Origin of the sequence: Kribbella hippodromi, assembly GCF_039531045.1 — a bacterium.
Classification (GTDB): Bacteria; Actinomycetota; Actinomycetes; order Propionibacteriales; family Kribbellaceae; genus Kribbella; species Kribbella hippodromi.
The window spans coordinates 354,129-373,909 of the sequence record NZ_BAAAPH010000004.1; the positions used below are offsets into that span (position 1 = coordinate 354,129).

A 19,781-nucleotide genomic window follows, 5' to 3' on the forward strand; every position below is an offset into this window, starting at 1 on the left:
TGGTACGCCCAAACCCACCGCGTTGGGAGCGTCGATGACTGTGCATGGGGATCACGCAGCGCAAACTCCGGCCGATTGGGTGCCGGTCGAGCATCGGTTGTTCGGGCTGGATCGCCGGACGTTCGCAGCCGGTTTCACCGCGCTCGCCGTCGCGCTCGCCTTGATCTACGGGTTCCAGGGACTGAATGCCGCGATTCCCTGGCACAACGAGATCAAGGCCGGGCAGGTGCTCGACCTCGGCAGCGGCGCGACCGCCGTACCGCCGGTCGGCTGGCAGCTCGAACACGGGACGCTGGTCGGCGGCGCGGGCGCGATCCCGACAGCGCTGCAAGTACTGCTCGCGTCCGGCGGCGCCACGATCGAACTCGACGGTACGACGTACGAAGGATCGGCGGCCGCCTTCCTCGATCAGGTGCTGAAATCGGAAGGCGCGTCCGGGAACGTCGGCGGCTCGCGCGGAACGTTGACCACCGGCGCCGGGCTGGTCGGAGTGGTGCAGAGCAGCACCGGGCCGGGCGGTGATGCGATCGACGTCGCGTTCAAGATGGCGGCCGGCCCGGCGGACGCGGTCGAGTCGGCGCCCGCGCTGCTGGTCCGGATCCGGACCGCTGCCGGGCAGTTCGAACGGTACGAGGACGAGGTCGCCGCATTCCTGCGGAGCATCAAGCCGGGAGCGGCATCATGACCGCCACACCCGAGCTCAAAGTCGCGCAACAGCAGGCGATCCACGCCTCCGGCTGGGGTCAGCCGTTCCGCTTCCTGCAACCGCACAACCTGGCGTTCTGGGTGTACCTGCTGGGCGTCGGCGGCGGCACATTGACCATGCTGCAGTACTTCAGCTCGGGCGCGGAGTTCTACTCGTCCGCGTTGACGGGCGGCATCGTGCTGTTCGGTCTGTACCTGGTGCCGTGGCTGTTGCTGTTGCGGCACCAGAATCGCTTCACCGCACAACCGGCGTCACTGCTCGCGACCGGGTTCATCTGGGGCGGGATCGCCGCCACGTTCTGGATCGCGCTGCCGGCCAACAACGCGCTGCTGGCGATCTGGACGAAGGTCGGCGGCACGTCGTTCGCGCAGAACTGGGCGGCCGGCCTGACCGCGCCGATCAACGAGGAGTTCGCCAAGGCGATCGGCCTGGTATTGCTGATCGGGCTGGCACCGCGGCTGGTCCGGAGCGCGTACGACGGCTTCATCATCGGCGCGTACATCGGACTCGGCTTCCAGGTCTTCGAGGACGTCCTGTACGTCTACAACGGCGCAACCCAGGTGTACGGCGTTGATCAGCTCGGCTCGTCCCTGAAGATGTTCCTGATCCGCGGCGCCGCCGGGATCGTGTCGCACGCCCTGTTCAGCGCGATCTTCTGCGCCGGGCTGATGTGGATTCTCGGCCGCAGCGGTGAACGCAAGATCCTCCGGGGCGTACTGACGTTGCTCGCGGCGATGATCTTCCACGGCGCCTGGGACGACATGAGCGGTCTCAGCAACGGCTCCGCGCTGCGCTCGATCGTGTTCCCGTTCCTGATCGCGCTGATCGAGCTCAGCGCACTGTTCTACGTACTCCGGCATGCGGCCCGCCAGGAACGGTCGTGGATTCGTGAACTGCTCGCGCCCGAAGTCGAGTCGGGCATCGTCGATCCACCGCTCCTCGACGCGGTCAGCGGGCTGCGCGCGGACCGGAAGAAGTACCGCAAACTCCTGCGCAACCGCGCCCGGGCCCGGCACACGATCGAGGCGGCCAGCGACCTGGCCCGCGAGATCGCCAAGGCCGACGGCGCCGATACGCGCCGGGTCGACCACGCCCGCTCCGAACTACGCCGCGTCCGCGAAACGTGACGGTCCCGCGATCCTGACGTTGTACCGCAGAATGGGGAATTATGGAATAGGGCTTACAAAACTGTGATCGGAGCTGCACCTGGCTTCGATTCTTTCGACAGAACTGCTCAGTCTGCTCTTGCCCCGGCCGATTTCTCGGGGTGAGATAGGCAGATGACGGACACGCGTGCCCCCGAGGCGGTGGAGGGACAGGGCTTCTCCTGGCGCCCGTTGATCTGGCTCGCGGTCGCGACCTTCTCGATGGGGATCGACGGGTACGTGCTGGCCGGCCTGCTTCCGCAGATCGCCGGCGACCTGCACGTCAGCGCGGCCGCCGCCGGACAGTTGATGTCGGTGTTCGCGCTCACCGCCGCGATCGCCGGTCCGGTGTTCGGCACGCTGACCTCCCGGTGGGAACGCCGTACGACGATCGCCCTGGCTCTTGGCGTGTTCGTGCTCGGCAACCTGATCGTCGCCGTCGCCACCAACTATCCGATCGCGCTCAGCGGCCGGGTCATCTCCGCGCTCGGCGGCAGTCTGCTGAACGCGGCAGTCGTCGCGTACGCGCTCGCACTCACGCCGGCCGCGCACCACGGCAAGGCGCTGTCGTTCGTCCTCGGTGGATGGATGACGGCGACCGCTCTCGGCGTACCCGTCGGGCTGATCCTTGGGCAGTCCAGCTGGCGGTTCCCGATGGTCCTGGTCGCGGTCGTCGGCACGATCGCATTGATCGGCATCCTTTGGCGGCTGCCGAAGTTGCATCTGCCCGGCGGTACGCTCGCCGACCGGATCCGGCCGCTCGGTCAGCCGCGGCTGGTGGCCGGCCTGTTCGTCAGCTCCGGCATCCTGTGCAGCAGTTACGCCTGTTTCACGTACGCGACGCTCATTCTCGGACCGCACTTCCACGAGCACTGGGCGATGATCGTGATCATGTTCGGGTACGGCGTGGCGAGCATGGCCGGGAACGCGATCACGGGGCGGTTGGTAGACCGGTTCAGCGCCATCCGCGTACTGACCGTGATCCTCACCGGCCTGCTGCTGAACGCGATCCTCGGCATGGTCGCGCTGATGCTCGCCCCGGCGGTCGTCGCCGCGGTGTGGGGTCTGGTCTGGTTCTTCTCCGCGGGCGTCGGCAACGGCGGCGCGGCCGTACCGCAGCAGGCCCGGCTCGCGTCGCTCGCACCGGAGTCGGCCGCGATCGTGATCGCGCTGAACGGGAGCGCGATCTCGCTCGGCGGCGCGCTCGGCAGCGGTCTCGGCGGCGTCGCGCTGACCGCGGGCGCGGCCCCGAACGGCCTGCTCGGCGTCTCCGCTGTCATCCTGGCGATCACAGTCCTGCTGCACCTGCTCGTCTCCCGCACGAAGCCCGCCACCCTATAATTCGGTCATGGCCGAAACGCAGCGGGTGGTGCTGGCGGCAACGCCGTCGTTCCGGGAGATGGTGTTCGCGCCGGAGAGCATGGCGCGGCTCTCGGCGATCGGCGAAGTTGTCATCCTCGACGATCCGGGCGATGCGGACGCGTTGATGGCTGCGCTACCCGGGACCGAGGTGCTGATCACGTCCTGGGGTGCGACGCCGCTCACCGCCGAGGTGCTCGCGGCCGCAGATCGCCTGCGGCTGATCGCGCACAGTGCTTCGTCGGTGAAGCATTTCATGACTGATGAGGTGTTCCGGCGCGGGATTCGGGTGACCCAGGCCGGTCAGGCGATGGCGCGGCCGGTGGCTGAGGTCTCGCTAGCTTTCACGCTGGCCATGCTGCACCGCATCCATCGCTTCAACCACACCATGCATGCGGGCGGCTGGCGCGAAGATGCGATCGCGCCTACTTCCACGGGCAGCACAGCCGGTACGAGCGATGCAGTGCTCGCGCAGCACGGGCTGGCCGGATCCGGGATCGGCGTGGTGGGTGCGTCGCGGACCGGGCTCGAATACATCCGGATGCTGGTCGCGCTCGGCGCGGACGTTGTCGTCTACGACCCGTACCTGACCGACGAGCGTGCGGCGGAGCTTGGCGTACGCGGAACCACCCTCGACGAACTGCTCCGGACCAGCCGGGTTGTTGCGCTCCATGCACCGACGTTGCCCGAGACCCACCACATGATCGGCGCCCGCGAGCTCGCGTTGATGCCGGACGGCGCGGCGCTGGTCAACACGGCCCGCTCATGGTTGGTCGACACCGCCGCGCTGCTCACCGAACTTCGGTCCGGCCGCATCGACGCGGCGCTCGATGTGTTCGACTCGGAGCCTCTTCCGGCGGACGATCCGGTGCGTACGCTGCCGAACGTCCTCCTCACCCCACACCGAGCCGCCGGCACAGTCGAGTGCTACTTGGAAATGGGCGCAATCACCGCCGCCGAACTAGAACGGTTCAGCACCGGCCAACCCCTCCAGCACGAACTGACGCAGGCAGCCCTGCAGCAAATGGCGTGACCAGAGGTGGGTTCTCCACTCGTCTTGTGGGTTCTCCACTGGTGTGCAAGTGGAGAACCCACAAGACGAGTGGATAAGCCGACTCTTGTGACCGATGTGTGGGTCAGCCGGGGCCGGGTGTTGCAAGAGCAGGGTGATGCGCGGGTGGACAGGATGTGTGGGTTGCTTGGGTAGTGCACTTGAGCGTGGTGGGGTCCGGGTGTACGGCGTCTCGCAGGTGCACTACCTGTCGAGCCGCGAATTGTTGTGCGACGCGAGGTTTGCCCGGAGGTCTCCGGATAGGCTCCCGGGATGGAGGAAGCGGCTGCTGAGGTGCGGGCTCGGGTTCGGGAGAGTTTTGAGCGTCAGGGGCTGATGGAGCATTTGGGCGCGCTGATCTCGTACATCGGGCGCGGTGAAGTGCGGATCGTGCTGCCGAGCCGGCCTGAGGTGACGCAGCAGCACGGGTACTTTCACGCTGGTGCGACCAGCTCGATCGCGGACAGTGCCGGTGGGTACGCGGCGTTCACGCTCTTCCCGACCGGGACTTCGGTGCTGACTGTCGAGTTCAAGATCAATCTGCTCGCGCCGGCCGAAGGCGATCACCTGGAAGCGGTCGGGACCGTAATCAAGGCGGGACGGACGCTGACGATCTGCCGGCTCGAGGTTTTCGGTGTCGCTCGTGAGCAGCGCACGCTGGTCGCGGCCGGGCAGCAAACGCTGATCCAGGTGGACGCACGGCCCGAGCGCTGAAAGTCGTTCACACAAGCCCTTGACTCAACCCGCGATTGGGCGATTACTCTAGGTGAGGCAAGCCGACGGGCCGGATACTGGCGAACTGGGGATCGCCAAACGTGCATCCGGGCCGTTCGATCCGCTATTTCTCTTGCTTTCCAAGTACATTCGCAGGCCGGGCAATGCCGTGTCCGGCCGGGGGACGCTGCCCGTGCGCCGACGCGCGCCGGGCTCTTGCAGGGGCGCTGACGCGCGCCTGAAATCCGAATCGAAACGGTGGTGTGTTCGCATGACCTTGACCGATTCCGACACCGACGCCAACGGCCGGCCACCGCAGAGCCAGGCTCAGCTCAGCCTCGGCACCGCGGCCGCCCGCAACCTGGCCACGACCACCAAGTCCGAGCCACAGATGCAGGGCATCACCTCGCGGTGGTTGCTCAAACTGCTGCCCTGGGTGGAGGCAAAGGGCGGCGCGTACCGGGTGAACCGCCGGCTGAGTTACGCGGTCGGTGACGGCCGGGTCACCTTCACCACCACCGGCGCGCAGATCCGGGTGATCCCGCAGGAGCTGTGCGAGCTCGGGATGCTGCGCAGTTTCGACGACGTCGAAGTACTGTCCGCGCTGGCGGATCGCTTTGTACAGCAGGAGTTTCAGCCCGGTGACGTCATTGTCGAGCGCGGGCATCCGGCCGATAAGATTTGCCTGATTGCGCATGGCAAGGTCAACAAGATCGGCCTCGGCAAGTACGGTGACGAGACCGTACTGGAGACGCTGGTAGACGGCGATCACTTTACCTACAAGGCGATTCTGGAGTCGGACGACTTCTGGGACTTCACCGTCAAGGCGATCACACCGGTCACGCTGCTGACGTTGTCACAGGCATCCTTCGAGGAACTTGTCTCGCAGTCCGATCCATTGCGTACGCACATCGAGCAGTTCCGCAACAGTCCGCAGCGCTCCGAGAACGAGCACGGCGAGGCGGCGATCGAGCTCGCGGCCGGGCACGAAGGCGAATCGGAACTGCCCGGGACGTACGTCGACTACGAGACGACCCCACGCGAGTACGAGCTGAGCGTCGCCCAAACCGTGCTGCGGGTGCACAGCCGGGTCGCGGACCTCTACAACCAGCCGATGGACCAGACCGAACAGCAGTTGCGATTGACGATCGAGGCCCTGCGCGAACGGCAGGAACATGAGATGATCAACAACCGCGAGTTCGGCCTGCTGCACAACGCGGATCTGAGCATGCGCATCCCGACTCGCAGCGGTCCGCCGACGCCGGGCGACCTGGATGAGCTGCTCAGCCTGGTCTGGAAGGAGCCGGCCTTCTTCCTCGCCCATCCGCGGTCGATCGCCGCGTTCGGCCGGGAGTGCACCCGCGCCGGGATCTACCCGGACACGATCGATGTCGGTGGGCACCGGCTGCCGGCCTGGCGCGGTATACCAATCTTCCCGTGCAACAAGCTTGGGATCAGCCAGACCCGGACCAGCTCGATCATGCTGATGCGGACCGGTGAGGACACGCAGGGCGTGATCGGCCTGCACCAAACCGGGCTGCCGGACGAGTACGAGCCGGGGCTGTCCGTGCGGTTCATGAACATCAGCGAGAAGGCGATCATCAACTACCTGGTCAGCGCGTACTACTCGACCGCTGTGCTGGTGCCGGATGCCCTGGGCATCTTGGAAGGCGTGGAGATAGGCCGCGAGGGCTGACTCGTGGGTCAGCCCTACGAGCTGCCCGACTTCTACGTGCCCCATCCGGCCAGGATCAATCCGCACCTGGACGGCGCCCGGGCGCACAGCAAGTCCTGGGCCTACGAGTTCGACATGATCGACGTACCTCAACAGGGAAAGGCGATCTGGGACGAGCACGACTTCGATTCACACGATTACGCGCTGCTTTGCGCGTACACGCATCCGGACGCGACCGGGCCGGCGCTCGACCTGGTCACCGACTGGTACGTGTGGGTGTTCTACTTCGATGACCATTTCCTCGAGCTGTACAAGAAGACCGGCGACATACCGGCCGCGACCGCGTACCTGGATCGGTTGCCGGCGTTCATGCCGGTCGAAGGCGAGATCACCGAAGTGCCGGAGAACCCGGTGGAACGTGGGCTTGCCGACTTGTGGACGCGGACCGTGCCGGCGATGTCGGCGGGCTGGCGGCAACGATTCCGGCAGACCACAGAGGCTCTACTCGCCGAGTCCCTGTGGGAGCTGTCGAACATCACCACCGGCCGGATCGCCAACCCGATCGAGTACGTCGAGATGCGCCGCAAGGTCGGCGGTGCGCCTTGGTCGGCGAACTTGGTCGAGTACGCGGCCGGGGCCGAGGTACCGGTCGAGATCGCGTCGACGCGGCCGATGCAGGTCCTGAGCGACACGTTCTCCGACGCGGTGCATTTGCGGAACGACCTCTTCTCGTACCAGCGTGAGGTCGAAGTCGAGGGTGAGCTGAACAACGGCGTACTGGTGATCGAGCGCTTTGTCGGTTGCGGTGTGCAACAGGCTGCTGAGTTGGTGAACGACATTCTTACGTCGCGGTTGCATCAATTCGAGAACACTGCGCTGACCGAGGTGCCGCGGGTGGTGGAGGAACATCAGGTCGACCCGGCTGGGCGGCTGGCCGTGTTCAACTACGTGAAGGGTTTGCAGGACTGGCAGTCGGGTGGCCATGAGTGGCATCTGCGGTCCAGTCGGTACATGAACAAGGGCGGTAAGGCGGCCTCTGGTCGCGGTCTTGGGACGTCCGCGATGCGGATCGCGTCTTCGTTTGTTGCCACTGCGCCCTATCGGATTCGGTCGCATCAGTTCGTTCCGTATCAGGCTGTTGGGGCGACCAACCTTCCTTCGATTTACATGCCGTTTGCGGTGCAGCAGAGTCCGCATCTTGGGGCGGCTCGGTTCGCGATCCTCGAGTGGGGTGAGTGGACGGGTATCACTGACGGGACGATTTGGGACGCGCGGATGCTGGCGGCGTTCGATCTGCCGCTTTGCGCAGCCGGGATCTTTCCGGATGCGACGCCGGAGCAGCTCGATCTCGCCAGTGCATGGCTGGCGTGGGGGACGTACGCCGATGACTACTACCCGGCGGTCTTCGGCCGGCGGCGTGATTTGGCGGGCGCTCGGGTGAGCAATCAGCGGTTGTCGGCTCTGATGGCTGTGGACTCAGCCGGGCCGGTGCCTGTTGGGGCGCTGGAGGTTTCGCTGGCCGATATCTGGCAGCGGACTGCGGCGGGTATGACGGTCCCGCAGCAACGTGCGTTCAAGCACTCGGTGGATTCGATGACCGAGAGCTGGTTGTGGGAGCTGGCTAACCAGGCGCAGAACCGGATTCCGGACCCGGTCGACTACATCGAGATGCGGCGGCGGACGTTCGGCTCGGAGCTGACGATGAGTCTGTGCCGGATCGGTCACGGCGAACGCGTACCCGCCGAGGTATACCGGTCGCGGCCGATCCAGGCGATGGAGAACGCCGCGGCCGATTACGCCTGCCTGCTGAACGATCTCTTCTCCTATCACAAGGAGATCCAGTACGACGGCGACTTTCACAACGGGGTGCTGGTCGTCCAGAATTTCCTTGCTTGTGACAAGGATCGTGCGGTTGCCATGGTCAACGAGCTGATGACGGCGCGGATTCAGCAGTTCGAGCAGGTGGTGGCGGTCGATCTGCCGGCGTTGATCACCGGTTTTGGGCTGGACGACGAGGTCCGGCGGATCGTGCTTCGGTATGCCGACGAACTGCGGAACTGGATGTCGGGCATTCTCGCGTGGCATCGCGGGTGTCATCGGTACGGCGCCGCTGATCTTCCGCATCGTTCGGCGCGGCTCAACGCGGTTGGTATACCAAACGGGCTCGGCACGTCCGCCTTCCGCAGCTTCCGAAAGGCTGGTGCAGCATGAACGATCAGCAACTCAGTCTCAGTACGCGGGCGGCACGGCAACTCGCCACGACCACCAAGTCGGTACCGCAGATGCAAGGCATCACGCCGCGCTGGTTACTGCGGATGCTGCCGTGGGTGGAGACGACGGCGGCAACGTACCGGGTGAACCGCCGGAGCACGTTCGCGGTCGGCGACGGTCGGTTGAGCTTCACGGTGACTGGTTCGGACGTGCGGGTGATTCCGGCCGAGCTGGCCGAACTTCCGGCGTTGCGTGGATTCACCGACGATGAGGTGCTGACCGCGCTCGCGGATCGGTTTCGGCGGGAGGACGTCGAGCCGGGGCAGGTGCTGGCCGAGTTCGGCAGTCAGATCAACGAGATCATCCTGATTGCGCATGGCAAGGTGACCAAGTCGGGCGTCGGCGCGTACGGGGCTGGTACCGAGCTCGGCACTGCGGCGGACGGCGATCACCTGGGCGCCGAGTTGTTGGTTGAACCTCCGGAGCATCTCTGGGAGTACACCGCGAAGGCCGTGACGAGTTGTGTCGTACTGAAGCTTCGCCGGGACGAGTTCGCAGAGTTGGCTGAGCGGTCCGAGAGTCTGCGTACGCATCTGGACGCGGTGCGGAATCGGGCGGAGCGGGCGCAGAACAAGGCGGGCGAGGCGGCGATCGATCTCGCTTCGGGGCATGCGGGCGAGGACACGTTGCCGGGGACGTACGTGGACTATGATCCGTCGCCGCGTGAGTACGAGTTGAGCGTCGCGCAGACGATCTTGCGGGTACGTACGCGGGTGGCGGATCTTTACAACGATCCGATGGACCAGACCGAACAGCAGTTGCGGCTGACCATCGCGGCGTTGCGCGAGCGGCAGGAGTACGAGCTGCTGAACAATCGCGACTTCGGGCTGCTGCACAACGCTGACTACAAGCAGTGCATCTACACGCGGAACGGACCGCCGACGCCGGACGACTTCGACGAATTGCTGACTCGGCGGCGCAAGCCACGGTTGCTGCTGGCACATCCGCGGGCGATCGCAGCGTTCGGCCGGGAGTGCACTCGGCGGAAGGTCTATCCGGAGACCACGACAATTGACGGCCGGACGGTGCAGGCGTGGCGCGGGGTGCCGTTGCTGCCTACGGACAAGATCCCGATCTCGCCGAACAATACGACTTCGGTGCTGGTACTTCGTACCGGAGCGGATGACCAAGGGGTGATCGGGTTGCGGCAGACCGGGTTGCCCGACGAGTACGAGCCTGGGCTGAACGTGCGGTTCCTCGGAATCAGCGAGAAGGCGATCATCTCGTACCTGGTCAGCACGTACTACTCGGTCGCGGTACTGGTTCCGGACGCGCTCGGCGTCCTGGAAAACGTCGAACTCGGGCGCTGAGGAGCGATGCGATGTCCACTCTTCAAGGATCCCGACTGCCGGCAGGCGGGGACGGCACCCGATCGGCGGCCGATCTGCTGGCCTGGAGCCGTCAGCAGGTCGAGCCCGCACTCCGGGCCGCGGTCGAAACGTTGCCCCCGGCAACGCGACGGATCGTGGCATACCATTTCGGCTGGGCCGACGAGGACGGGAACCCGACGCATGCGGACGGAGGCAAGGCGATCCGCCCGGCTTTGGTTCTGCTTTCCGCGCAGGCTGTTGGGGGTACGACCGAGGTCGCGCTTCCGGCGGCTGTGGCGGTTGAGCTGGTCCACAACTTTTCGTTGCTGCATGACGATGTGATGGATTGCGACACCTCTCGCCGGCATCGTGCGACTGCTTGGACGGTGTTCGGGCTTGGGCCGGCAATTCTGGCGGGGGATGCGTTGCTGGCGTTGTCGTTCGACGTGCTCGTCGGCAGCGGGCATCCGGCGGCTGGAGAAGCTTGCCGAGTCCTTGGGGACGCTGTGCAGGAGCTGGTCGATGGACAGCTGGCCGACGCGGAGTTCGAGACCCGGGACGAGGTCTCGCCGGCTGAGTGTGTGCGGATGGCGCAGTTGAAGACTGGCGCGTTGCTCGGGTGCAGTACGGCGCTTGGTGCGCTGTTCGGCGGCGGGCGGCCGGATCAGGTGGATCATCTGCGCTTGTACGGCGAGGATCTGGGTTTGGCATACCAATATGTCGACGATCTTCTCGGCATCTGGGGCGAACCTTCCGTCACCGGCAAACCGGTCTTCTCCGACCTACGCCGCCGCAAGAAGTCCCTGCCAGTCGTCGCTGCCCTCTCCTCAGGCACCGCCGCCGCACGCGACCTATCTGTGCTCTACCGCCGCGAAGGCGACTTGTCCGACACCGACTTGGCCACCGCCGCCGCCCTCATCGAAACAACCGGCGCCCGAACCACCAGCCAAGCCCAAGCCGACGCCCTCCTATCCGCCGCCCTATCCGAACTAACCGCCGCCAACACCCAAAACCCCACCACCACCGAACTAGAACGGCTGGCCCACCTAGCCACCCGCCGAACCCACTAGTGGGGAACCCATGCCACCAACACCACCGCCATCACCACCACCCACACGCCCACCCACCGCTCCACCAACCCCCACAACCCGACCAACCCCCACAACCACACCACCCCAAGCAACCTGTTTCACACCACCGGCACTGCCAACAACTCCACCGCCACCAGCACCACCCTCCGCGGCGCCACGAACCCGACCGGCACCCGCACCACCACCAACGGCCCCGTCAGTTCAGGCACCACCGCAGTCACCACCACCTACCCGACCACCCGCCACCACGCCAGCGCCTGCAGCCCCGTCGGCTGCAGCGCCTCCACGACAACCGGCGTCAGGTGCGCCGTCAGCGGGGGCTCCGCCAGCGCTTGCGACGCCAGCAGCTCAACCGCCCGCACCAGCGGCCCCGCCGTCCCCACAACCGGCGGCTTCTGTTCGGCGGACTGTTTTGTTGGCCGCGCCTCGGTCGTTTTGTGCGGGGGTGGAGCGGGCGGTGGAGATTGTTGAGCGGTTGCTAGCGGCTCGCTCGGGGTCGGTTTTTGTTCGCAAGCAGATTGTTCACAATACGCATGTCGTCGCAGACCTCACCTCCCGTGGAGCGGTCTTTGTAGACAATCTCGACGAGGTACCACCCGGCGCCACCGTCGTGTTCTCCGCGCACGGTGTCGCCCCGTCCGTCCGCCGCGACGCGGCCGAACGCGACCTCAACGTCGTCGACGCCACCTGCCCCCTCGTCACCAAAGTGCATCAGGAAGCCCGCAAGTACGCCGCCGCCGGCCACACTGTCGTACTGATCGGCCATGCCGGGCACGAGGAAGTAGAAGGAACCCTCGGCGAAGCCCCGGGGCAAACAGTCCTGGTCGAAGATCTGCAGGATGTCGACAATCTACAAGTAGACGATCCGACCAGAGTCTCGTACCTGACCCAGACCACCCTCGCGGTCGACGAGACCACTGCCCTGATCGATGCCCTGCGCAACAAGTTTCCCGGCGCCCGTGGACCCGACACCGCCGACATCTGTTACGCGACCACCAACCGTCAAGCAGCTGTCTCCGAGATCGCCGAACACGCCCAACTGATCATCGTGGTCGGATCAGCCAACTCCTCCAACTCACGGCGGCTGGTGGAGATCGCGATCCGCTCCGGCACCCCCGCTTACCTTGTCGACAATGCCGACGAAGTCGATCCGGACTGGTTGAACGCCGTCAGCGTCGTCGGGCTGACGGCCGGCGCATCGGCTCCCCCGGTGCTGGTTGACGAGGTGATCGCGCGCCTCGGGGAGTTCGGTCCGGTCGAGGTCGTCGAGTACACGGTGACGCGCGAGACGATCCGGTTCACGCTGCCGCCGGAGGTGCGGCGCCCATGAATCTGTTCGTCAGCGGATTGCTCTGGGTCGGCAGCATCATGATCGTCACCGCGGTGCTCGCCGTCGTACTGCGCAAGTGGCGTCAGCGCGAAGGTCGCGAGGCGAACAACGAGGTCGCGGGCCAGGTCTTCACGATCGTCGGCGGGGTGAACGTGGTGATCGCGGCGTTCGTACTGATCTCGCTGTTCGACGGCATGAACAGCGCGAACCAGACGGCGTACGACGAGGCGAACGCGCTGGTCGCGGTGCAATGGGCCGGGGAGGCGCTGGCACCGCAGGACCGGACCCGCGTACGCCAGCTGACGCGCGCGTACGCGACCGAGGTGTCGGACCGCGAATGGCCCGCGATGCGCGCCGGCCGCGACGTCGACGATCAGGGCTGGACGTTGCTCGCCACGTTGCAGAAGACGGTGGAGCAGGCGAAGACCACGAGCGAACGGCAGGAGGACCGCCGGGTCGAGGCGGCGAACCAGGTCTGGAACGTGTACCAGGCAAGGCAGTCCCGGCTGAACTCGAGCGGCAGCGGGGTGAGTGAGGTGGTGTGGTTCGCGATCCTGATCGGCAGTGTGATGTCGGTGGCGCTGATGTTCATGTTCGGCGGGCCCGGGTTGTATTCGTACGCGTTCATCGTCGCGATGTTGTCGGGCGCGATCGGCCTGCTCCTGTTCGCCATCTACCAACTACAAAACCCCTTCAGCGGCGGCGCCGACGTGGGCCCCGACGCCTTCATCTCAGCCATCTCCCGATTGAACGACGGTGGATAAGCCAACCCCGCCGCCCAGAACCGCCCGCGGTTCGGCTACAGGCAGAGCGAGCACGAGGGGTGGGGTCGGCGCGGGCACGGCTGCGCGTGGAGCAGGCGCGTGGAGTGGGGCGGGCGCCACCACCGGCACGGCTGCGCGCTCGGCTGGGGGTGGGGCGGTTGTGCGGGGTGGGGTGGGGGCTGCTGTTTGTGCGGTGGTGGTGGCGGGCGTGGTGGGGGGTGCAATAGCGGTGGTGGGGGCGGGGCCGTCGGTGGCTGCGGCTGGGTGTTCGTACCTTGTTTTTCAGTCGGCTGGGTATCAGTCGGCGTCGCGGTTGGTGCGGGTGGACCTGCCGTCGGGGCGTACGTCGGATCTCGGGCGGCTCGACTACCAAGTACAAGCAGCCGGGTACGCGCGTACGCAGGATCTTGTGTACGGGATCGCCACCCGCGACCACGGCGGCTGGCTGTTCCGCCGGCCGCATCTCGTGTCGGTGACGCGGCAGGGCAAGGTCACCGATCTCGGGGAGGTACGGCACGGGATCGGCGGGCTCGCAGATGCTTCGGCCGGGGCGGTGGTTGGTTCGCGGTTCTACGTACGCGACCACCTCCGGCTGTACACCGTGGACATCGATCCGGCGAGCGCGACGTACCGGCGGGTGATTGGTGTCGTACGGCTGTCGCTGCTTGGGCTGGAGGTGGAAGATTTCGCCGCTGATCCGTCGTCCGGGGTGCTATACGGGGTGGCGACGTGGGGGCATGTTGCGAAGCTGGTCACGTTGTCGCCCGCGACGGGCGCGGTTCGGGTGGTGAAGGCTGTGCCGGGCATTCCGTGGCAGGACGGGTACACGTCGGTTGTTGTCACAGCGTCCAGCGTGTACGCCGTACACACCGGCCACGGTCGACCCAGCGAGCTGTACCGGATCGGGTTCGACGGCTCATCCACCAAGCTCACCACCACCCGCCCACTAGCCAACAGCGACGCCGCCGGCTGCCTCACCCAATCCACCCCACCGCCCCACACTCCAACTCCCCCTCCACACACTCCCCCACCCCACACTCCTCCGCCACCGCACACTCCGCCGCCCCACAGTCCTCCGTCACCGCACAGCCCTCCGTCCGCGCCACCGACGCGCCCCTCAACGCCTGCGCGACCCCCGACTACCCGTCCGACGCAGCGCCCACCCGGGCCGCACCCGACCACCCCTCGTCCACCCACTCCACCTCCGTCGCCGACCCGCTCCCCCGCTGCGCCCAGCACCACCGCGCCCCCATCCCCCACCCCAACCCGCCGCGACCTCCCACCACCCTCGTCTCCGCACACCACCCCGCCCACGACCCGTTCCACCCCACCCACCGACTTCGCCATCGCCCGCCCGCTCGCGACACAACCGAAGCACCGCGACCACCCCAATCACACCGTCCAGGTACTCCGCCGCTGGTCCCTGGCCACCCTCCTGGTAATCCTCACCAGCGCCGCCGCCACAGCCGCCCAACGCCGCATGCGCCGACGCCGCTGAACCTTGTTCATAGAAGAAGTTGTGGCGATGCCGAGTGAGGGATCAGCCCGCGTGAATACGCACGGGACGCGGCGTACTACGCCATGCCGTCGTGCTCTCCACACACGGGGGGTGCCTCCGTTACACAGGTGCGGCGTACGACGCGGTGCTGCTGTACAACGGAGGCACTGCGCACGGCGGGTGCGCCGTCAGACGGGCGCGGTGTACTACGGCGCGATGTGCGACAAGGCGCCGCGTCCGGACAGGTGCTGCATAGGACCGACCGGGCGCGACCGTAAGAACACGCGCTCCGTGGGCGGTGTGCCGCGTCGGGCGGGTGTTGCGTGAGCGGTACCGAAGGACGGGTAGTGGTCGGCCGGGACGGCTGCGGGTGGGCTGCCGTTGGGTGGTCGCGCTGCAGAACGGCTACCACTACCCGTCGTTCGGTACCCGATGGGTGCCGCGTCGGCGGGGGCCTAGTGCGGGTGCCGCGTACGACCGGGGGGCTGCCGGGTACGGCGGAGCCGCAGGACAGGCGTGCTGCGCGGACGGGGGTACTGCGCCGAGCAGGTGACGCGTGGGGTGGAACCGAAGGACGGGTAGTGGTCGGCCGGGCGGTCGGCGGGACGGATGCGGATGGGCTGCTGTTGGGGTGGTCGCGCTGCAGAACGGTTACCACTACCCGTCGTTCGGTACCCGATGGGGTGCCGCGTAGGGCGGGGCCTAGTGCGGGTGCCGCATACGACCGGGGGCTGCGTGGGCCAGGTACGGCGGAGGGCCGAGCCGTAGGACAGGCGTGCTGCGTCGGCGGAGGTCGCGTTGGGGTGGTACCGAAGGACGGGTAGTGGTCGGCCGGGCGGTCGCCGGGACAGCTGCGGGTGGGCTGCTGTTGGGGTGGTCGCGCTGCAGAACGGTTACCACTACCCGTCGTTCGGTACCCGATGGGGTGCCGCGTAGGGCGGGGTTGCGGTGAGGTGGTGTGCCGAAGCACGGGGGTTGCGGGAGGCGGGGTGTGATGTGCGACCGCGTGCTGCATTCGGCGGGGTCTCCGTGAGACGGGGCTGCGGGTGGCTGGGCGCAGCGGGCGTCGGGGTACAGCGTGAGGTGGGTGGTGCGGCTAAGGACAGGTAGTACACCGGTGAGGTGGTGTACGCATTCGCGCAATCACGCTCAGGTGTACTAGCTCGGGCCGACTACTACCTGTCCTTCGGTGCGTGGTGGGGGGAGGTGAGTGCGATTCAGGTCCAGGCCGAGAAGGTCGGCGCATGCGGTGCTCCGGGGCGACCGTCGCAGACGCGCGAAGGCCACAGGATGGAAATTTGTGCTGGTGGAGCGATGAGTTCGGGGTTTGGCGGTGGTCTGTAGTGGTGTGAGCAGACGGATGAGTGGTTCGGAGCGGTGGGTTTTGGGGCTGGCCTCGTTGGGGTCGGTGATGGTGGCGTTGGACACCTTGGTGGTGGCCGCGGCGCTGACGACTATTCGGGGTGATCTTGGGGCGTCGGCCGAGCAGTTGGAGTGGACGGTCAACGCGTACGGGCTGAGTTTCGCGATGTTGCTGATGACGGCGGCCGCGCTGGGTGATCGGCTGGGGCGGCGCCGGATGTACGCGGCCGGGCTCGCGCTCTTCACGCTGGCGTCGGTCGCGTGTGCGATGGCGGCGAATCTGCCGTTCCTGATCGCGGCGCGGGCTGTGCAGGGGGTCGGTGCGGCGATGGTGATGCCGCTGGCGATCGGCCTACTGGGTGCGGCGTTTCCGCCGGAGCGGCGTGGGCAGGCGATCGGGGTGTTCAGCGGCGTGACCGGCCTCGCGGTGCTCGGCGGGCCGATGATCGGCGGCGCGGTCACCGAAGGGCTGTCCTGGCAGTGGATCTTCTGGATCAACGTACCGATCGGCGTAGTCGCGATCGCACTCGTGCTCACGAAGATCCCGGAGAGCACCGGCCCGGCGCGGCGCCTCGATCTGGTCGGCGCGGTGCTGATCAGCCTCTCTGTACTCGGGCTCGTCTGGGGTACGGTACGCGGCGAATCGGCCGGCTGGACCAGTACGGAAGTACTGACTGCTTTCGCCGGCGGTGTCGTACTGCTGATCGCGTTCGGAGTGTGGGAGCGGCGTACGAACCACGCGATGGTCCCGCTGACGTACTTCCGCAACCGGACGTTCACCGCGGCGAACGCGGCCGGCTTCTTCCTGACCGCGGCGTTGTTCAGCGCAGTGTTCTTCCTCTCCCAGTACATGCAGGCCGTACTCGGGTCGGCGCCCTTGACGGCCGGCCTGCAGCTACTGCCGTGGACCGGGACGCTGTTCATCGTCGGACCGATCGCCGGCCGGCTGGTGGATCGGGTAGGCGAGCGATCTTTGGTCGTGATCGGGCTTGCGTTGCAGTCGGCCGGCATGTTCTGGGTCAGCCGCGGCGCAGATCATTACTGGGAGCTGATCTTGCCCCTGGTGGTCGCCGGCTGCGGCGTCTCGCTGGCGATGCCCGCGGCGCAGAGTGCGGCGATGGCGGCGCTGCCGCGGCAAGCAGTCGGAATCGCGTCGGGCATCTACAGCATGACGCGTCAGCTCGGCGGTGCGGCCGGCGTCGCTGTCCTCGGATCGGTGTTCGTGTCGGCGGGCGGGTATGCCGGTAGCGGATTCTCCCGGGCCCTCGCGGGCGGCGGCGTACTGTCGTTGCTCGGGGCCGTAGCGGGCCTGGCGATCGCCACCCGACGCACCGCCGAGCCAAACCCGGCGAACCCGCCGGCCACCCCCGCGGGCGCGACGGCAGGCACCGCAGCGGGCCCAGCAGCAAGCACAGCGGCCAAGGCGGTGGAAGGAGCTCGATGAACCTCGAGGAGGAGTTCGCGCAGCACCGAGGTGAGCTGGTCGCGCACTGCTACCGGTTGCTCGGTTCGCTGCACGACGCCGAGGACGCGGTCCAGGAGACGTACCTGCGGGCCTGGCGCGGGCAGGCGGACTTTGAGCATCGGTCCACCATCCGGACGTGGTTGTACCGGATCGCGACCAACGTGTGCCTCAACCTCCTCCACCACAGCAGCCGCCGGGTGGTCCCGTCGGCGCTCGGTGCCCCCGGCAACGATCCGGACGACCTGCATGCGTCGGCGCTCGAAGTGCCTTGGCTGGAACCGTTCCCGGATCAGTTGCTCGGCGCCGACCCGGCCACCGTGGTCGGCGATCGCGAAAGCCTGCGGCTCGCGATGGTTGCCGCGATGCAACAGCTGCCGCCGCGGCAGCGCGCCGTACTGATCCTGCGCGAGGTACTCACCTGGCCGGCCGCCGACGTCGCATCGTTGCTCGACACAACAACGGCCGCGGTGAACAGTTCGCTGCAGCGGGCGCGCGCCGAGCTGGCCCGGCAGCGGCCGCGCGAAGACGAGTTGAGCGAACCGCACGAACCGCTGCGCCGCGCGTTGCTCGACCAGTTCCAGAAGGCGATGGAAAACAAGGACCTCGTCGTACTGGAAGGGTTGTTCGCGGCGGATGCGCGGTGGGAGATGCCACCGATTCCGACCTGGTTCAGTGGGCGTACGGACGTACTGCGGCTGCTCGAATCCAAGTTGCGCCCCGGACCCGGTCAACGCGTACTGGTCGAGACGTCGGCGAACGGCCAGCCTGCCTTCGCGATGTACCTGCGCGGCGCCGACGGCCAGTACCACGCGCATTCGATCAAGGTGCTGACGTTGCGAGAAGACGCCGTCTCGGCCGTCATGGCCTTCCACCATCCCGCACTTTTCCCAGCCTTCGGGCTGCCTCTGATTCATAGGAGATCTTGATGTCATCGGCAACTATTTTGCGGGCATTGCACGTTCCCGGTACGCCGCTGGTCGTACCGAACGCCTGGGACGCCGCGTCCGCGCGGCTGATCGAAGCGGCCGGGTTCGCGGCCGTCGCCACCAGCAGCAACGCCACGTCGGCGGTGCTCGGGTACGACGACGGCGAGGCCGCACCGGTGCAAGACGTACTGGATGCCGCCGCGCGGATCGCTCGCGCCGTCTCCGTACCGGTCACGGTCGACTTCGAGCGCGGCTACCGGCTCGCCCCGGCCGAACTGGTCGAACGTTTCGCCGCCACCGGCGCCGTCGGGCTGAACTTGGAGGATTCCGACCCCGCGACCGGCGTAATGATCGACCCCGCCGTGCAGGCCGATTTCCTGGCGGCTGTCCGTGCCGCGGCGGGTGACACCCTTGTGATTAACGCGCGGATCGACGCCTTCCTGCGCCAGGCCGGTTCGGCTGAGGACCAGCTGAGTACCGCGATCGACCGCGCCAACCGCTATTTCGCCGCGGGTGCCGACTGTGTGTACCCGATCGGGGTTGGCGATCTGGACTTGATCGGCCGGCTGGTCAAGGAGGCACCGGGCCCGGTGAACGTCGCGTACGGGCAAGGCGCCAACACCATCGCAGCATACGCGGCGCGCGGTGTCGCGCGGGTCAGCTTTGGCCCGATGTTCCAGCGGCACCTGTACGGAACGTTCGCCACGAGCGTACTTCCCACGCTGCAGGCGGACCGGAATCCGTTTGCCGGGTGATCTTCCGGTGTGGGATTCCGGCGATCGGGTACTACCGGCTAGGTAGTGGAAGGCAACCATCGACAGGAACGGGGTAAGAGACGATGGGTATGTTCGACGAGATGAAGGACAAGGCCGGAGACCTGGCCAAGGAGCATGGCGACCAGGTCAACGAGGGTCTGGACAAGGCCGGCGAGTTCGCCGACGAGAAGACCGGCGGCAAGTTCGGCGACCAGATCGACCAGGGCAAGGACATGGCCCGGGACCAGCTGGGCAACCTCGGTGGCGACAACGGCGACGGCGACTCAGCGGACAACCAGTCCTGACCCACACCCACTGGGCGGGCCGCGCACCTCACCGCGACCCGCCCAGCGGTGCGC

At 67.0% G+C, this 19,781-nt stretch carries 17 protein-coding genes; 16 read left to right on the forward strand and 1 reads right to left on the reverse strand.

The window, feature by feature from the left end; translation table 11 throughout:
• Nucleotides 1-34: 34 nt before the first annotated feature.
• From ABD260_RS08595 to ABD260_RS08635, 9 genes are all read left to right on the forward strand, one after another.
• Nucleotides 35-685, forward strand: a complete 651-nt coding sequence (locus tag ABD260_RS08595; RefSeq protein ID WP_344232844.1) for a hypothetical protein — start codon at nt 35-37, stop codon at nt 683-685.
• Nucleotides 682-1,833, forward strand: a complete 1,152-nt coding sequence (locus ABD260_RS08600; protein WP_344232845.1) for a PrsW family intramembrane metalloprotease — start codon at nt 682-684, stop codon at nt 1,831-1,833. Before ABD260_RS08595 ends, ABD260_RS08600 begins: the two co-directional genes overlap by 4 nt.
• Nucleotides 1,834-1,986: 153 nt before the next feature.
• Nucleotides 1,987-3,192 carry an MFS transporter gene (locus ABD260_RS08605; RefSeq protein WP_344232846.1) on the forward strand — a complete coding sequence of 402 codons (1,206 nt, stop codon included), beginning with the start codon at nt 1,987-1,989 and terminating at the stop codon, nt 3,190-3,192.
• 7 nt (nt 3,193-3,199) lie between these two features.
• Nucleotides 3,200-4,243, forward strand: coding sequence for a hydroxyacid dehydrogenase (locus ABD260_RS08610; RefSeq protein ID WP_344232847.1), 1,044 nt, complete (start codon nt 3,200-3,202; stop codon nt 4,241-4,243).
• 291 nt (nt 4,244-4,534) lie between these two features.
• The gene (locus tag ABD260_RS08615; RefSeq protein WP_344232848.1) at nt 4,535-4,975 is read left to right on the forward strand and encodes a PaaI family thioesterase; all 441 of its coding nucleotides are present in this window, start codon (nt 4,535-4,537) and stop codon (nt 4,973-4,975) included.
• Nucleotides 4,976-5,246: 271 nt separating this feature from the next.
• Nucleotides 5,247-6,671 (forward strand): family 2B encapsulin nanocompartment shell protein, encoded by a 1,425-nt coding sequence (locus ABD260_RS08620; RefSeq protein ID WP_344232849.1) that lies wholly within the window; start codon nt 5,247-5,249, stop codon nt 6,669-6,671.
• Between the two features lie 3 nt (nt 6,672-6,674).
• A complete protein-coding gene (locus ABD260_RS08625) occupies nt 6,675-8,861 on the forward strand; it encodes a terpene synthase family protein (protein WP_344232850.1) in 2,187 nt (728 codons plus the stop codon).
• On the forward strand, nt 8,858-10,231 hold the full coding sequence (locus tag ABD260_RS08630) for a family 2B encapsulin nanocompartment shell protein (protein ID WP_344232851.1): 1,374 nt from the start codon (nt 8,858-8,860) through the stop codon (nt 10,229-10,231). Before ABD260_RS08625 ends, ABD260_RS08630 begins: the two co-directional genes overlap by 4 nt.
• Nucleotides 10,232-10,242: 11 nt before the next feature.
• Nucleotides 10,243-11,301 (forward strand): family 2 encapsulin nanocompartment cargo protein polyprenyl transferase, encoded by a 1,059-nt coding sequence (locus ABD260_RS08635; RefSeq protein WP_344232852.1) that lies wholly within the window; start codon nt 10,243-10,245, stop codon nt 11,299-11,301.
• Between the two features lie 248 nt (nt 11,302-11,549).
• On the opposite strand, the gene ABD260_RS08640 is transcribed toward ABD260_RS08635, so the two are convergent.
• Nucleotides 11,550-11,705 (reverse strand): hypothetical protein, encoded by a 156-nt coding sequence (locus ABD260_RS08640; RefSeq protein ID WP_344232853.1) that lies wholly within the window; start codon nt 11,703-11,705, stop codon nt 11,550-11,552.
• A gap of 29 nt (nt 11,706-11,734) precedes the next feature.
• Here ABD260_RS08640 and ispH point away from each other — a divergent pair, with 29 nt between their 5' ends.
• The 7 genes from ispH to ABD260_RS08675 all read left to right on the forward strand — a co-directional run bounded on the left by ispH (nt 11,735) and on the right by ABD260_RS08675 (nt 19,727).
• The gene (gene ispH / locus ABD260_RS08645) at nt 11,735-12,652 is read left to right on the forward strand and encodes a 4-hydroxy-3-methylbut-2-enyl diphosphate reductase (protein ID WP_344232854.1); all 918 of its coding nucleotides are present in this window, start codon (nt 11,735-11,737) and stop codon (nt 12,650-12,652) included.
• Entirely contained in the window at nt 12,649-13,416 is a 768-nt protein-coding gene (locus ABD260_RS08650; RefSeq protein ID WP_344232855.1) for a bestrophin-like domain, read from the forward strand. Before ispH ends, ABD260_RS08650 begins: the two co-directional genes overlap by 4 nt.
• Before the next feature lie 322 nt (nt 13,417-13,738).
• Nucleotides 13,739-14,914: a DUF6923 family protein gene (locus tag ABD260_RS08655; RefSeq protein ID WP_344232856.1), complete on the forward strand. Its 1,176-nt coding sequence runs from the start codon at nt 13,739-13,741 to the stop codon at nt 14,912-14,914.
• Nucleotides 14,915-16,274: 1,360 nt separating this feature from the next.
• Nucleotides 16,275-17,720, forward strand: a complete 1,446-nt coding sequence (locus ABD260_RS08660) for a DHA2 family efflux MFS transporter permease subunit (protein ID WP_344232857.1) — start codon at nt 16,275-16,277, stop codon at nt 17,718-17,720.
• Nucleotides 17,717-18,667, forward strand: a complete 951-nt coding sequence (locus ABD260_RS08665) for a sigma-70 family RNA polymerase sigma factor (protein WP_344232858.1) — start codon at nt 17,717-17,719, stop codon at nt 18,665-18,667. Before ABD260_RS08660 ends, ABD260_RS08665 begins: the two co-directional genes overlap by 4 nt.
• Nucleotides 18,667-19,422, forward strand: a complete 756-nt coding sequence (locus tag ABD260_RS08670; protein WP_344232859.1) for an isocitrate lyase/PEP mutase family protein — start codon at nt 18,667-18,669, stop codon at nt 19,420-19,422. The genes ABD260_RS08665 and ABD260_RS08670 overlap by 1 nt, the downstream gene beginning before the upstream one ends.
• A gap of 83 nt (nt 19,423-19,505) precedes the next feature.
• Nucleotides 19,506-19,727, forward strand: a complete 222-nt coding sequence (locus tag ABD260_RS08675; protein WP_344232860.1) for an antitoxin — start codon at nt 19,506-19,508, stop codon at nt 19,725-19,727.
• Nucleotides 19,728-19,781 lie beyond the last annotated feature (54 nt).